This is a genomic window from Variovorax sp. TLI9-5A, assembly GCF_056867935.1.
Genome location: NZ_CP200310.1, coordinates 5876268 through 5891879 on the forward strand (window position 1 = coordinate 5876268; position 15612 = coordinate 5891879).

General features: G+C 72.0%; 8 protein-coding genes and 1 tRNA gene. 7 read left to right on the plus strand and 2 right to left on the minus strand.

Annotation, left to right across the window (positions count from 1 at the left end):
* Positions 1–132: 132 nt before the first annotated feature.
* The 7 genes from AC1VNX_RS28005 to AC1VNX_RS28035 all read left to right on the plus strand — a co-directional run bounded on the left by AC1VNX_RS28005 (position 133) and on the right by AC1VNX_RS28035 (position 14740).
* Positions 133–1914, plus strand: coding sequence for a WGR domain-containing protein (locus AC1VNX_RS28005; protein ID WP_483160827.1), 1782 nt, complete (start codon positions 133–135; stop codon positions 1912–1914).
* Between the two features lie 1442 nt (positions 1915–3356).
* Positions 3357–4286 (plus strand): DUF4132 domain-containing protein, encoded by a 930-nt coding sequence (locus AC1VNX_RS28010; protein WP_483162026.1) that lies wholly within the window; start codon positions 3357–3359, stop codon positions 4284–4286.
* Entirely contained in the window at positions 4283–7726 is a 3444-nt protein-coding gene (locus AC1VNX_RS28015; protein ID WP_483160828.1) for a DUF4132 domain-containing protein, read from the plus strand. Before AC1VNX_RS28010 ends, AC1VNX_RS28015 begins: the two co-directional genes overlap by 4 nt.
* Positions 7727–7841: 115 nt before the next feature.
* The gene (locus AC1VNX_RS28020) at positions 7842–8996 is read left to right on the plus strand and encodes an ATP-binding protein (RefSeq protein WP_483160829.1); all 1155 of its coding nucleotides are present in this window, start codon (positions 7842–7844) and stop codon (positions 8994–8996) included.
* A 10-nt stretch (positions 8997–9006) separates the two neighbouring features.
* On the plus strand, positions 9007–11460 hold the full coding sequence (locus AC1VNX_RS28025; RefSeq protein WP_483160830.1) for a DUF5682 family protein: 2454 nt from the start codon (positions 9007–9009) through the stop codon (positions 11458–11460).
* Positions 11457–12581 carry a VWA domain-containing protein gene (locus tag AC1VNX_RS28030; RefSeq protein ID WP_483160831.1) on the plus strand — a complete coding sequence of 375 codons (1125 nt, stop codon included), beginning with the start codon at positions 11457–11459 and terminating at the stop codon, positions 12579–12581. The genes AC1VNX_RS28025 and AC1VNX_RS28030 overlap by 4 nt, the downstream gene beginning before the upstream one ends.
* Positions 12578–14740, plus strand: coding sequence for an SWIM zinc finger family protein (locus AC1VNX_RS28035; RefSeq protein WP_483160832.1), 2163 nt, complete (start codon positions 12578–12580; stop codon positions 14738–14740). Before AC1VNX_RS28030 ends, AC1VNX_RS28035 begins: the two co-directional genes overlap by 4 nt.
* 43 nt (positions 14741–14783) lie before the next feature.
* On the opposite strand, the gene AC1VNX_RS28040 is transcribed toward AC1VNX_RS28035, so the two are convergent.
* A tRNA-Thr gene (locus tag AC1VNX_RS28040) sits at positions 14784–14859 on the minus strand.
* Between the two features lie 74 nt (positions 14860–14933).
* On the minus strand, positions 14934–15512 hold the full coding sequence (locus AC1VNX_RS28045) for a ClpXP protease specificity-enhancing factor (protein WP_483160833.1): 579 nt from the start codon (positions 15510–15512) through the stop codon (positions 14934–14936).
* Between the last annotated feature and the right edge of the window lie 100 nt (positions 15513–15612).

Sequence of the window (15612 nt, forward strand, 5' to 3'; positions counted from 1 at the left end):
CGAGCCTTCACGCCGGCCCCTTATCCTCGGCGGCGAACCCAGCGGAAGGAATGAGCTGCGCGCCCATGCACAAGGACCCGTGGCCATCGTCGCCGACCGCACTTCATCGATTCACAGGAGGACGTTTTTTCCATGCGCCGTTTTGAACTGATCGAAGGAACCGCCAGCAAATTCTGGGAGATCGAGCAGGCAGACACCGAACTCAACATCCGCTGGGGCCGCATCGGCACCGCGGGCCAGAGCCAGACCAAGTCGTTCGCGGATGCCCCCAAGGCCGCAACCGCGCTGACCAAGCTGGTGAACGAGAAGACCGGCAAGGGCTACAGCGAAGTCGGCGTGGCCGTCGACGCGGCCATCGGCAAGACCGAGGCGAAGCCGAAGGCCGAGGCGGCACCGAAAGCGGAAGCAGCACCGGCAGCGACGGCAAAAGCGGCGCCGGCGACGCAGGAAGCGGCCGCTCCCGCAGAGAGCATCGACGCGCAGGCCGACCGCGCCTTCGAGGCCGTGCGCGCGCAGCTCGAAGCCGACCAGCTCAAGCCGACCGACGCGCTGTCGGCGGCGATGCTCAAGCGCCAGCACGGCGTGAGCGAACAGGGCGCGGCGCTCGCCTTCAAGCGGCTCAAGGACCAGGGCCTGCTCTCCGGCTGGGGCACCACCGCCACGCCGGGCAAGCGCGCCAAGGAAATCGCCCGCCAGCTCGCAGCCGCGGCCGCATCCGGCGGCGCCGAGGCACCGGCCGCCCTGCCCTCCGATGCAGCTGCCGGCACCGACACCCCGCCCTGGCTGGCCGCCGGCACGCCGATCCGCTTCACGCCCGAGATGCGGCGCGTGGCCTTCGCGTCGCGCCGCTTCCCCCAGCCGGTGGAAAACCGTGGCGCGACGGCCGCGTGGTTCCTGGCGCAGCGCAAGATCGAAGGCTCGATCGACGTCGACGGCAGCGACGCCGCGCTGCGCCCCGCCGCACAGCGCATGGTCGAGCGCGTGGGCGCGCCGGCCACCGGCTCGGCGCCCGGCGCCGACCCCGAAGCCGACGCGCTGATGCTCGCGCTCGCACTGAGCACCTCGGGCTACTACGGCGAGAGCGAGCCGGCCGAGGCCATCGTCGATTACCTGGTGGCGCAGTACGGCCTGGCCGATGCCACCGGCGTCATGCTCGACGCGCAGCACGTGCAGGTCGAGACCGACTACAGCCACAGCACCAAGACCCGCAAGAGCCGCTTCACCAGCACCGTGACCCGCCCGATGAGCAACGGCTGGCGCGGCCCGCTGGGCCAGGGCGAGCAGGCCATGCGGCGCCACCTGGCCGCGGCTCCGCAGGAGGCCTGGCAGGAAGCCCGCGACCGGATCGAGAAGGCTTTGCCGCAGCTGCACGCGTGCCGCCGTCCGATCATCGCGATGCTGCTGCCCGATGCGCCCGAGATCTCGAACGCGCTGGCGCACTCCCTCGCGGCCGAGAAGGACACGCCCGAGACGCTGCACTGGCTGGCGCTCACCGCCACCGACCCCGCCGCCATCGCGCTGGCCGCGAAGGCGCGGGTGGGCTATTCCACCGGCTTCTGGGGCCACGACAACATGGTCGCCACGCTGATCCAGGAGCGCGGCGTCGACGCGGTCGAAGGCCTGGAGCGCGGAGCAGCCACCGATGAAGCCGGCGACGGACTCGCCGCCATCGGCACGCCCGAGGCGGTGCAGGCGCTGGCGCGCGTGGCTGGCAGCTCGAAGGCTGCGCTCGCGCGCTTCTTCTCGCGGTGGACCGCTGGCCGCAGGCTGCGCTGGTGGCGCTGTCGCGGCTGGTCGCCGCCGGCGGCAAGGACGCCAACCTCGTCACGCCCAGCCTCACGCGACTGCTGCGCGCGCACGCGGGCTCGGTCGATGCCCTGCGCCCCTGGATCGATGCGGGCGGGCAAGCCGTGATCGACCGGCAGCTCGCGCTGCTGGCAGGCCCGTCCGAAGTGGCCGGCGCCGACGAGCTGCCGGGCGTGCTGGCCTCGCCGCCGTGGCTGGCCAAGGTGCAGAAGAAGGCGGCCGGCGTCCTGGCGCTGGAGCCGATGGCGGTGACGCCGGTGGAGCAATGGGCCGAAGGCAAGCGCGAAAGCGCGCTGCGCATGAACTCGTGGCAGACCGGCCGGCACGATGCAGCGAGCAAGAACATCGGCACTCTGCTCGACGAGCTGGGCTTCGACAAGGGCCGCCAGAGCCTCGCGCCATTCGCCAAGACCGCCGCCGCCGCCATCGCTGCTGGCAACGCCGAAGGGCTCATCACGAGCTGGCGCGAGATGGTGGCCGAGCGCAAGAAGGACCGCTACTACTGGTTCAACTTCCACGCGAGCTTCGTGCCGCTGCTGCCGGCACCGATCGGCATCGCGTTCTGGAACGCCGTGGCGGGCGAGGCCGAGAGCGACGACATCGGCCGCCTCCTCGCCACCCACGGCCTCGCCGTGCTGCCCGGCCTGGTGGCGATGGTGCGCTCCAAGCCCGCCGACAATCTTTCGTACGCTTTGAACTACGGCGCCGCCGAACTGGCCATGCCCGCCGCGCGCGCCTTCGCCAAGCTCAAGACGCTGCGCGCCGAAGGCCGCGAGTGGCTGCTCAAGTACCCCGAGCACACCGCCTGCGGCCTGATCGCGCCGGCGCTTGGCAAGGCCGGCGAGGCCCGCGACTGCGCGGGTTCGGCGCTGCGCCTGCTGCAGGCCAACGGCCACGAGGCGCTGCTGCTCGAAGTCGCCGGCCGCTACGGCAAGCCCGAGGTGGTGGAGGCGCTGCGTGCCGTGCTCGACGAGAGCCCGCTCGACCGCTTCCCCACCAAGCGCGCGAAGCTGCCCGAGTTCTGGCAGCCGCGCGGCTGGCGCAGGCCGGTGCTGAAGAACGGCAAGGCGCTGCCCGACGATGCACTCGACCATCTGGGCCAGATGCTGACCTTTCCGACCAACGAGGAAATCTACGGCGGCATCGCCGTGGTCAAGGAAGCCTGCGACCCCGTCTCGCTCGCCGACTTCGCCTGGGACGCCTTCACCGCCTGGCTCGAGGCCAGCGGCCCGAGCAAGGAAGGCTGGGCCCTCACCAGCCTGGGCCAGCTGGGCAACGACGACACCGCCCGCAAGCTCACGCCCTTCATCCGCGCATGGCCGGGAGAAGCGGCGCACGCGCGCGCCGTCACCGGCCTGGACGTACTCGCCAACATCGGCAGCGACGTGGCGCTGATGCTGCTCAACGGCATCGCGCAGAAGGTCAAGTTCAAGGGCCTGCAGGACAAGGCCCGCGAGAAGATCGACGCCATCGCCGAGGCGCGCGGCCTGAGCACGGAAGAACTCGAAGACCGCCTCGCGCCCGACCTCGGCCTCGACGAGCAGGGCACCATGCGGCTCGATTTCGGCCCGCGCGCCTTCAAGGTGGGTTTCGACGAAACGCTCAAGCCCTACGTGCGCGAGATCGGCGCCGACGGCGTCGACGGCGCCCGCCTGCCCGACCTGCCCAAGCCCAAGAAGACCGACGACGCCGAGCTGAGCAAGGAAGCCGTCGAGCGCTTCAAGCTACTCAAGAAGGACGCGCGCACCATCGCGAGCCAGCAGCTGCTGCGCCTCGAAGTCGCGATGTGCACCCGCCGCCGCTGGACGCCCGAGGTGTTCCGAATCTTCCTGGTCGAGCATCCGCTGGTGCGCCATCTGGTGCAGCGGCTGATCTGGGGCGTGTACGAGGTGGCGGCCGGCGGCAGCTACGGCGGCACGCTGAAGGCCTGCTTCCGCGTGGCGGAGGACGGCAGCTACACCACGGCGGAGGACGACGCGTTCGAACTGCCCACGGGCGAAAACGTCCGCATCGGCGTACCCCACGCACTCGATCTCTCGGCCGCCGACGCCGCGGCCTTCGGCCAGGTGTTCGCCGACTACGAGCTGCTGCAGCCCTTCGCGCAGATCGGCCGCGACGTCTACACGCTTACCGAGGAAGAGAAGAACAACAACAAGCTCGAACGCTGGAAGAAGGCCAAGGTGCCCACCGGCCGCGTGCTCGGCCTGGTCAACAAGGGCTGGCGCCGCGGCGAAGCGCAGGACGGCGGCGGCATCTGGTACTTCACCAAGCCGCTGGGCACCGACCGCGTGATCGAGCTGTACCTCGACCCCGGCATCATCGTCGGCATGGTCGACGAGTACCCCGAGCAGGAACTCGGCGAAGTGCAGGTCGGCAAGCCTTCGGGCTGGGGCAACATGCAGGACGCGGAGACGCTGAGCCAGCTCGATCCGATCTCGGCGAGCGAGCTCATTCGCGACATGGAAGGCCTTCGGGCATGAGCGGCGTGCCTGCGCTGCCTCCCGAACTCCAGAACGCCCTGCCGCCCGGCGAACCCGGCGCCAAGCCACCGCCCAAGGCGGCATCGCTGCCGACGCTGCGCAAGAAGGTGCTCGACAAGGGCGCCGAATACTGGATCAGCGCGCTGCTGCCCGAGCCGCTGGAACTGCGGCGCCCCGCCACGCGGCCCTGGCTCGAGGCCGCGATGGATGCCGCCGACACGCGGCTGCTGGGCCTGATGCTCGCGCGCAGCCGCCAGCAGGCCTACAGCGGACACGACGAGCTGGGCGACGCGCTGGTGCATTGGCTGGCGCTGCAGCACGGCGTGGGCGCGGCATTCGACGCTCTGCTGCATATGGCGCGCTGGCGCGGCGAACGTGGCGGCGTCAACACGCTGCGGCAGGACCTTCCCCTCGATGCCGACGACCGCACCGACAGCCGCGCGTTCTGGGGCCAGCCGCACAGCCCGCTGTGGCAGCTGCGCGGCCACTGGATGCTCGCGGACGCGGACACACGCGCCGCGTGCCTCGATCGGCTGCGCGAACTGGAGCCGCAACTGCCGCTGATGGCACGCGCCCGTCTCGCCATCGTGCTGCCCGAAATGAGCGCCGTCGCACGCGAGCTGCTCGACAACGCCACGCCCGGGCAACTGGAACGCCGCGGCCCCTGGCTGCCGTGGGCGGCGGGCCGTCCGGTGGCCGAGGTGACCGCCGCGACCGGCAACGGCGAGCCGCTGCTCGACCGGCCCGCGCTGCTGGCCGTGCTGCTGCGCGCGCACGGCGACGCGCTGCTGGCGATCCTGCTGGACCTCGGCTCGCGTCACCCGAACGCGGCCGTGGCCTGGGCGCTGGCCGCCTTCGACACGCCCGAGGCCACCGAAGCGCTGGCCCGCATGACCGCCGCCGATGCGCCGTGCATCAAGGCGCTGGGCTGGGCCGTGGGCGAACGCCCGGAACGCGGCTTTCTCGCGCTGGCGCGGGTGCTCGAAGACGGCGGACTGCCCAAGGCCGGCGCCGCGCGCCTCACGCCGCTGCTCAAGACCCTGGCCGGCTCGCTCGGCGAACGTCTGCCCGCGCTGCTGCCTTCGCTGTCGCCCGCAGTACGGCGGCTGATCGGCGCGGTCGTCGAGCAGGCCGGCTCGGCGCCCACGGCGTTCGCCCCGCGCGAGCGCTGGCCCGCGGTGCTGGCCGCGCCGCCGTGGATGCGGCCGTCCGCGCAGGCGCAGGCGCTGGTGATCGAAGGCCTGCCGATGCTGGAGGTCGCGCCCGAGGAAGACTGGGGCGACGAGATCCGCGAACACTGGGTCATGCGCGACCGCCCCTACACCATGGGCAAGCCGATGGAGGCCGCGCAGGCCGTCAGCGAGCGGCTGCAGGGCTGGACGCCCGACGAGATCGCCGCCCTGCACACCCGGCCGCCGGAGGAGCTTCAGCGCTTCATCGCCGATTGGCGGCGTGCGCGCGACCAATCGGTGCCCGACAGGCGCGAGTACGGCCATTACGTGGCGGTGGCGACCGCGTGGTTCCTGCCGCCCGCCACCGGGCTGGCCTTCTGGAACGCCGTCGGCAGCGGCAATCCCGAGTCGCGCACCGGCGGCTTCGTCGCGCGCTTCGGCGCGGCCGCGTTGCCGGGCTTGCTGCAGGCGCTGGCCGCCGACGGCGACGAGCATTTCGTGGCGCGCTTCATCGGCGCAGCCCAGGTCGCGCCCTTCATGGCGCAGGCCCTCGCGCGCCGGCCGACGCGGCGCAAGGACGCGCTGCGATGGCTGACGCGCTTTCCGCTGCACGCGGTCGCCGGCCTGCTGCCCGCCGCGCTGGGCAAGCCCGGCGAGGAACGGCAGCAGGCCCGCGCCGCGCTGCGCACCATGGCGGCACAGGGGCAGGCCGAGGCCGTGCGCACCATCGCCGGCCGCCATGCCGACGCCGCCGTGCAGGCAGCCGCGGAAGCACTGCTGGCCGAAGACCCGCTGCAGGACTTTCCCTCGCGCATCCACGCGCGCAGCAAGCTGCCCGCCTTCTGGCAGCCCGCCGGCTGGCGCAAGCCGAAGTTGCGCGAAGACGGCCTCGCATTGCCCGACGAGGCACTGCACCCCCTGGGCCTGATGCTGGGCTTCGCGCCCGATTCGCCCCAGGGCTACGCCGGGCTCGACGCCGTGCGCGACGCCTGCGATCCGCAGAGCCTGGCCGACTTCGCCTGGGACGTCTGCGAATCGTGGGAGGCGGCCGGCGCCGGCTCGCCCGGCAACTGGGCGCTGCGCGCGCTCGGCCTGGTCGGCACGGACGACACGGCACGCCGGCTCGGCGCCCTGGCGCGGCGCTGGAGCGCACCGGGCTCGGGCGGAACCGCCACGCGCATCGGCTGGGTGATCGAAACGCTCGCCCGCCTGGGAAGCGACGTCGCGCTGATGCAGCTCGACGCGATCGCGCGCAAGAACCGCATCGCTTCCGTGCGGCTGATCGCGAAGGAGAAGCTCGCGCAGGCTGCCGCCGAGCGTGGACTGCGCGGCGACGAACTGGAAGACCGGCTCGCGCCCGACCTCGGCCTGGACGAACGCGGCAGCCTTCTGCTGGACTTCGGTCCGCGCCAGTTCCATGTCGGCTTCGACGAGTCGCTGGTGCCCTTCGTGCGCGAGTCGGTCGACGGACGGCCCGGCGCACGGCTGGCGGTGGCTCCGCGACCGCGCGCCAGCGACGATGCCGAACTCGCGGCCGCCGCCGCGGCGCGCTTCAAGGCGCTCAAGCAGGACGCCGCCACCGTCGCGGCCCAGCAGCCGCTGCGGCTCGAACGCGCGATGAGCACCGGCCGCGGCTGGCCGGTCGCCGACTTCCGCCGCTTCATCGCCGAGCACCCGCTGATGCGCCACCTGGCCGCGCGGCTGATCTGGGGCGTGGCGGGCGATGGCCGCGACGCGCGTGGCGTGCCGCTGCTGCGCGCCGCCTTCCGCGTGAGCGCCGAGGGCGAATGGGTGGATGCCGACGAAGCACTGCTACCGCCGGACGAGGCCGCTCACATCGTCGTCGCCCATCCGCTGCAGCTGGGCGACGCGCAGATCGCCGCCTTCTCGCAGCAGTTCGCCGACTACGAGCTGATCCAGCCCTTCGACCAGCTGCACCGCGCCGTGCACCCGCCGGGCGACGACGAGCGTGCGCAGGAGGCGCTCTCGCGCTGGTCGGGACGCGTCGCGCGGCCCGGTCCGCTGTGGTCGCTGGAATCGCGCGGCTGGCAGCGCGGACGCGACGGCAACGGCGCCTATGACCACGCCTGGCGCTCGCTGCCCGGCGGCCGCGCGCTCGCGCTGCGCTTCGGGCCCGGCCTGCACAACGCGGGCGCGGGCGAAGACCAGACGCTGGGCGTGCTGCACTACGGGCACCCCATCGGCGATCTCGACCCCATCGTCTTCAGCGAGGCAGTGCGCGACATCGACGCGCTGGGCGCGCGCTGAGGAGCATCGACAGCGAGACGCCGCCCGGACTCTCTCTGCTATGTTCTCGCCGGACGCGTGCCGCCGCGCCGTCCGGCGCCATCATCCGATTCGACATCCACACAGATCCCGACCCATGGCCACATCACGCAAGCCGACCGACACACAGCAAGGCGGCGGCGCTGCCGCGCTGCAACGCCCACCGGCGGAAATCCTCTATGCCGACCAGCTCGCCCGCCTGCGCGCGCAGGACAAGGACCCGCGCCCGCCCGGATGGGCGCTGAGCCTGAAGGCCGCGCGCTCGTTCATCCTGGGCGACGCCGCGCTCGACATCGCGCCCAAGATCGTCGCGCCCGTGGCCAGCATCGAGCGCATGCTGGTCACGCTGGCGACAGGGCGCGGGCTGATGCTGGTGGGCGAGCCGGGCACGGCGAAGTCGATGCTGTCGGAGCTGCTGGCCACGGCCATCTCTGGCATCTCGACGCTCACCATCCAGGGCGGCGCCTCGATCACCGAGGACCAGATCAAGTACGGCTGGAACTACGCGCTGCTCATCAACGAGGGTCCGAGCCCGCGCGCGATGGTGCCGGCGCCGCTTTACCTCGGCATGCAGCAGGGCCAGGTGGTGCGCTTCGAGGAAATCACGCGCGCCCCGCTGGAGGTGCAGGACTGCCTGCTCGGCATGCTGTCGGACCGCGTGATGGCGGTGCCCGAGCTCTCGGGCGAGCACGGCATGCTGTATGCGCGCGAGGGCTTCAACATCATCGCCACCGCCAACACGCGCGACCGCGGCGTGAACGAGATGAGCGCGGCGCTGAAGCGGCGCTTCGACTTCGAGACCGTGTTCCCCATCCTCGACTTCGACCGCGAGCTGGCACTGGTGCAGGAATCGTCGGCGCGGCTTCTTGCGCAGAGCGGCATTCCGAAGACGGTGCCCGCGCCCGTGCTGGAGCTTCTGGTATCCACCTTCCGCGACCTGCGCGGCGCGCCCGCGAAGGGCGATGGCGGCAATGGCGGCAATGGCGGAGGAGAGGCGGCCATGGACCGCCTCACCGCCGTGATGTCAACCGCCGAGGCGGTGAACGTGGCACACGCGGTGGGTGTGCGCGCATGGTTCCTCGAACAGCGCGAAGGCTCGCCGGCCGACCTGGTCGACTGCATCGCCGGCACGGTGGTGAAGGACAACGCGGACGACCGCGCGAAGCTGCGACGCTACTTCGAGCAGAAGGCGGCGAAGCGCAGCGGCAACCACTGGCGCGCCTACTACGAAGCACGCCATCGCCTACCCTGACGCCCCGCTGATGACACAGCCCCACATCGTCGGCGTGCGCCACCACAGCCCGGCCTGCGCGCGGCTGGTGGCCGAGCGCATCCGCGCACTGCGCCCCATGTACGTGCTCATCGAAGGCCCGGCCGACTTCAACGAGCGGCTCGACGAGCTGTACCTGCAGCACAGCCCGCCGCTGGCGATCTACAGCTATCTGTCGAGCGACCGCACGCACCGCGGCTCGTGGTCGCCGTTCGCCGAGCACTCGCCCGAATGGCAGGCGCTGCAGGTGGCGCGCGAGGTCGGCTCCACCGTGCGCTTCATCGACCTGCCGGCCTGGCACGACGCCTTCTCGCGCATGGAGAACCGCTATGCCGACGTGGCCGACCACGAGCACGAGGAGCGCGCCGAAGCCTACGAGCGCGCGCTGACCGAGAAGCTCTCGGTGCAGGGCCGCGACGCGCTGTGGGACCACCTGTTCGAGGACGGCTGCGACGTGGCCGAGCTCTCGCAGCGCCTTTCCACCTATTTCGACCACCTGCGCGGCCAGGACCCCGGCTCGCAGGGCAACCAGGCGCGCGAGGACATGATGGCGCGCTGGATCGCCTGGGCGATGGCGCAGCCGGGCGAGCCCGGCCGCGCGCAGGCGCTGGTGGTGTGCGGCGGCTATCACGCGCCCGCCCTCGCGCGGCTGTGGCAGGGCCTGCCCGCCACGCTGCCCGGGACGCCGCAGCCCTCTCCTGAAACCACCGACGACGAAGAGCCGGCAAGCCAGGCAGGCGGCCCGCAGGCGCCGCTGCGCTTCGGCTCCTATCTCGTGCCCTACACCTTCAAGCGCCTCGACGCCTTCGCGGGCTATGCCTCGGGCATGCCCTCGCCGGCCTACTACCAGTGGGTGTGGGACCACGGCCCCGAGGGCGCCGCGCACCGCGCGCTGCAGCTGGTGATGCAGCGCCTGCGCGACAAGAAGCTGCCCGCCTCCACCGCCGACCTGATGGCCGTGCACCTGCGCGCCCAGGGGCTCGCGCGGCTGCGCGGACACGAGAAGCCGCTGCGCTCCGACTGGCTCGATGCGCTGGCCGGCGCGCTGGTGAAGGATGCGCTCGACGCGCCGCTGCCCTGGACGTATCGCGGCACGATCCGCCCCGGCACCGACCCCGTGCTGGTGCAGGCCATGGACGTGCTGGCCGGCGACACCGTCGGCCGCCTCGCGCCCGGCACGCCGCAGCCGCCGCTGGTGGCCGCCGTGCAGGCCGAGCTCGCGGCGCACGGCATCGCGCTGCGCGGCCAGCTCAAGCTCGACCTGCTCACCGAAGCCGATCGCGCGAAGAGCCGCGTGCTGCATCGCCTCGCGATCCTGCGGCTGCCCGGCGTGCGGCGCACGCAGGGGCCGAAGCTCGCGATGTCGGGCGAGCGCACCGAGCTGTGGACGCTCTCCGAGCCGCTGGAGCAGCAGGCCGCGCTGATCGAGGCCGGCGCCTGGGGCGCGAGCCTGCACGACGCGGCGCGCGCCCGGCTCGAGGACGACCTGCGCCAGGCCCAGGGCCGCATCGGCCCGCTGGCCGACGGGCTCAACCAGGCCGCGTGGGCGGGGCTCTCCGCATTGAGCGACACGCTGCTGCGCGAGCTGCGCGGCGCGGTCGCCGCCGAGCCGCGCTTCGAGGCGCTGGGCCCTGCCCTCTCGGTGTTGCACACATTGCTGCGCCACGGCCAGATGCTCGGCATGGCAGACGCGCCGGTGCTGCGCGTGGTGATCGAGTCGGGCTTCGACCGCGCGCTGTGGCTGCTGGAGCCGCCAGCAGCCATCACGCCGGCCGACATGCAGTCGCACCTCGAAGGCCATCTGGCGCTGCGCCGCATCGTGGCCGACGTGCTGGCCCACGCACAGGATCATTCACACGCTCAGCCGCTGCTCGACCTGGAGCCGGCCCGCGCGCTCGCCGTGTGGCAGCGCAAGGCCACCGACCCCGCCGCCGCGCCCCTGAGCCGAGGCGCCGCGCTCGGCGCCACGCTGAGCCTGGCCGGCCGCACCGACGATGCGCATGCGCATGCGCAGGGCGAGAGCGGCGTGGCCGAGGCCATGCAGCTGCTGCACTCGCTGCCCGCCCCTGTGCTCGGCGACGCTCTCACCGGCCTGCTGGCGCTCGCGCGCGAGCAGCTCGCCTCCGAGCCCGCCTTCGTCGCCGGCATGGACCGCACCGTGCAGGCCCTGGACAACGCCGATTTCGTGCGCGCCATGCCCAGCCTGCGCGCCGCCTTCGCCTGGCTGCCGCCGCAGGAGCGCGGCCTGCTGGCCGACCAGGTGCTCACGCTGCACGACGCCACGCACCTGTCGCGCCGCGCCCTCACCGCCCACCGCAACGGCGAGGCCCCGCCCGAGCAGCTGGCCGAAGCCCGCCGGGTGGAGGACGCGGTGTTCGCGCGCCTGGCCGCCTGGGGCGTGACGCTGGAAGAAGAAGAAAACACCGAGAAAGCCCCCCGCCCATGAGCCTGGACATTCCCGATCCGCTGCAGCGCTGGCGCCTGCTGCTGGGCGATCCGGCCGAAGCGGCCTGCGGCGGCCTGAGCGCAGAGGCGCAGGCCGCCGATGCGGCGCTCGACTGGCTCTACGGCCGCGATTCCGACCGCGCGAGCCGCGGCGAACGTAGCGCGGGCCTCGGCCCCTCGGCGCTGAGCACGCCGGACTGGATCAACACCATCCACACGCTCTTTCCGAAGGAAGTGATCGAGCGGCTGGAGCAGGACGCCGTCGAGCGCTACGGCATCGACGAGGTGGTGACCAACCTCGAAGTGCTGGAGCGCATCGAGCCATCGGAATCGCTGCTGCGCGCGGTGCTGCACACCAAGCACCTGATGAACCCCGAAGTGCTCGCGGCCGCGCGCAAGCTGGTGGCCGAGGTGGTGCGGCGCATCATGGAAAAGCTGGCCACCGAGGTGCGCCAGGCCTTCAGCGGCAGCCGCGACCGGCGCCGCCGCTCGCGCATGAAGGTGGCGCGCAACTTCGACTTCAGGCAGACGCTGGCCGCCAACCTGCACCGCTACGACCCGCAGCGGCGCAAGCTCTACGTGGAGCGGCCGGTGTTCATCAGCCGCACGAAACGGCATGCGGAGCCGTGGGACATCGTCTTGCTGATCGACCAGAGCGGCTCGATGGTCGACTCGGTGATCCACAGCGCGGTGATGGCCGCCTGCCTGTGGCAGCTGCCCGGCATGCGCACACGGCTCGTGGCCTTCGACACGGCGGTGATCGACCTGACGGCCGACGTCTCCGACCCGGTGGAGCTGCTGATGAAGGTGCAGCTCGGGGGCGGCACCGATATCGCGAAGGCGGTGGCGTATGCCCAGTCGCTCATCGCCAATCCTTCGAAGAGCATCGTGGTGCTGGTGAGCGACTTCTACGAAGGCGGCAGCGAGCACGAGCTGGTGCGGCGCGTGAAGGCGCTGGTCGAATCCGGCGCCAAGGTGCTTGGCCTGGCCGCGCTCGACTCGAACGCCGAGCCCAACTACGACCGCGAGATGGCGGCCCGGCTGGTGCGCGAAGGCGCGCAGATCGGCGCGATGACGCCAGGCCAGCTCGCAGGCTGGCTGGCCGAGAAGGTGCAGGGATGAGCGGCGACAACATCGCATCGTCGCGCGCCGACCTGCTCGAGCTCACGCCCGAGGCGCTCACGGCACTGGCCAACGCCGGCTTCGTCAAGCGCGCGCAGAAGGACGTGGCGGCCGGCCTGCTGCCCAGGCTGGAAACCAGCGCCGACGGCACGGTGCAGGCGCAGTTCGACGACGGCGTGCGCACCAGCCTGCCGCCGGGACGCACGCTGCGCGATGCGCAATGCAGTTGCCCCGCGAGCGGCATGTGCAGGCACCGGGTGATGCTGGTGCTGGCTTATCAGGCGCAGGCAAAGACAGCTCCGGCAGAGGCCGGTGCATCGATCGCATCCGTCGAAGCTTCACCGTCCGAACCCGAAGCCGCCTGGAGCCCCGCGCAGTTCGACGATGCCGCCCTGGCCGCGAGCTTCGCACCCTCCGTGCTCGATCAGGCCGGCAAGCTCGCGGCCGCGCGGCCCGTGGTCGGCGTGCAGGCCTGGCGCAGCGCGAGCGCACCGCCCGTCGCGCGCCTGCCGATGTGCAGCGTTCGGTTCTTCTCGCGCAGCTCGCTGGTTCATGCGCGCTGCGACTGCAAGCAGGGCGGCGGCTGCGCGCATGTAGTCGTCGCGCTGTGGGCGTTCCGGCAGGCCGGGGCGCTGGAGCCGGGGTCGGCGGAGGTGATGGTCGAGGTGCAGCCGGCCGTGTCGACGGACGTGGACACCGCGTCGCCAATGCCCTCCGTGATGCAGGGCGAGGCCGCCGTCGCGCTGCGCGCGGGCATCGACGCCCTGCTGCTATCGCTTTGGCTCGACGGATCGAGCCAACCGGCGATGGCGCTGGCGGCCCGCTTCGAGTCGGTGCGCGAACAGGCCCGCACGCTCAGCTGGAGCTGGGTGGACGACGCGCTCGACGAACTCTGGCAGCTCCTGCAGGCGCAACAGGCGCGCAGCAGCCGCTTCGACCCGCTGCGGCTGCTGCGCGTGATGACCGAGCTGTGGGCGCGGCTGCGGGCAGCCGCGCACGCCGGCCGGCCGACGGAAGGCCCGGCCCGGCCCGCGCTGCCGGCCAGCCAGATCCTCGGTGTCGGCGTGAAGGGCGAAGTCGCGCTCGACCATCTGCGGCTGGTTTCGCTCGGGGCCGAACTCTGGTCCGACGAGACGGCCGAAGGCGCGAGCATCCTCTTTGCCGACCCCGACACCCAGAACGTGACCGTGCTGGAGCGCCAGTGGTCGCGCACGGCGGACGCCGCCGCCGGCGGCGCAGCGCCCAGCCTCATGAACCGGCGCGTCGCTGGCTTTCCGTTGCGGCAGCTGGCGAGCGGCCAAGTCATCACCAAGACCGCCACCCGGCGCGCCAACGGGCTGGTCGACATCACGGCCGGCGCGCGACAGACCGGCGTGCTGCCGCTGTCGCCCAAGTCGTGGGACGACCTCGTCGCGCCGCTGCGGCAGCACAGCGTGGCCGCGCTGGTGGCGCACCTGCGCGAGGCGCAGCCGGATTTCGTGCGGCCTCGGCAGGCGGCGAGTGGCGCCTCCGCCGGCGCGCCGGGCCAGCTGCACGTGGTGGCTTTCGAGCGCATGGAAATGGCGTCGTGCCACTGGGATGCTGCGGCGCAGGTGCTTCATGCGCGGCTGGGGCAGGCGGCGCAGGGCGATGAAGACACGAATGCGGACGACGCATCGTGGCTGCACCTGTCATTGCCGCATCGCGCCGTCACGCCCGGCGCCGTCGACGCGCTGGCCCGCACGCTGGCCGGCGAGCACGGCGCGCTGCGCGCGGTGGCAGGCACGGTGCACCTGCACGGCGACCGGGCCGTCATGCAGCCATTGACCGTGCTCACCGAGCAGCGCGCCATCGTGCTGCAGGTGGAAACCGCCGCGCCGCAGCCGCTGGGCCTGCGCAGCGACACCGAAGAAGCGCCCGCGCTGAACGCACTGGCCGGCGATACGCTGGAGCTGCTGGCTTTGTGGCTGCGCCAGGGCCTGCGCCACCAGAGCGGCGGCGCGCTGTCGCGGGCGCATGCGCAGGTGCTGCGGCTGAAGCAGGCTGGACTGGGACGCAGCGCGGTGCTGCTGGAATCGGTACTGGAAAACGTCCGCTCGGCGCAACGGCCGGCGCTGGTGGCGCAGTTGGCGATGCTGGGGTTGGTGATGCAGGGGGTGGCGCAGTCGGCCTCTGCATGAAGAAAAACCCCTGAGCCGGTTCAGGACTCAGGGGTTTCTTGCTTGGTGCCGCTTGTCGGAATCGAACTGACGACCTTCCGCTTACAAGGCGGGTGCTCTACCAATTGAGCTAAAGCGGCTGAATTCCAGTGCGTGATTCTAGTGGCGGCGCAGACCGGTCCGGCCGGGCGCAGCCTGCATCACTCGCTGCTGCTTACTTGATGCGCTTGAGCGACGGCCGGCTGCCGCCGCCGGACGGCGGGCGCGGCGGCTCGTCGACCGGGTCTGCGGGAGCGCCCGCATCGACTGTCTCGCCGCCCTCTTCGCCCGTCACCAGATGAACGATCTTGCCTGCATCGCCCTCGGAGCCGCTGCTGCTGCCGCGCGAGGCGTCGCGCAGCGGCGCACGAGCGGGTGCCTGGGTGAGCGCCGGAGCGTCGTCGGCATCGCCATCCGAAGAAACGGCCGGAGCCGGCGCCGGAAACGCCATGCCCTGACCGTTCTCGCGCGCGTAGATGGCGATCACGCGCCCCACCGGCACGCTGATTTCACGCGCCGTGCCCGCAAAGCGGGCCTTGAACTCGATGAAGTCGTTGCCGAGCTTGAGCGAGCTGGTCGCGTCGAAGCTGATGTTGAGCACGATCTCGCCGTTCTTCACGTACTCGCGCGGGACCTGGACGGTTTCGTCGACCTGCACCGCGACGTAGGGCGTGAAGCCGTTGTCGGTGCACCATTCGTACAGCGCCCGGATGAGGTACGGGCGGGTGGAGGACGACTCGAGCGCGTTGATCATGAAATTAGTACCGTGCAGTCGCGAAAACGCGGCCTCGAATCGGCCACCGTCTCTTCGCGAAACACCGCGGAACCGGCTCTGCCGGGCCGCAGGTGTTGCC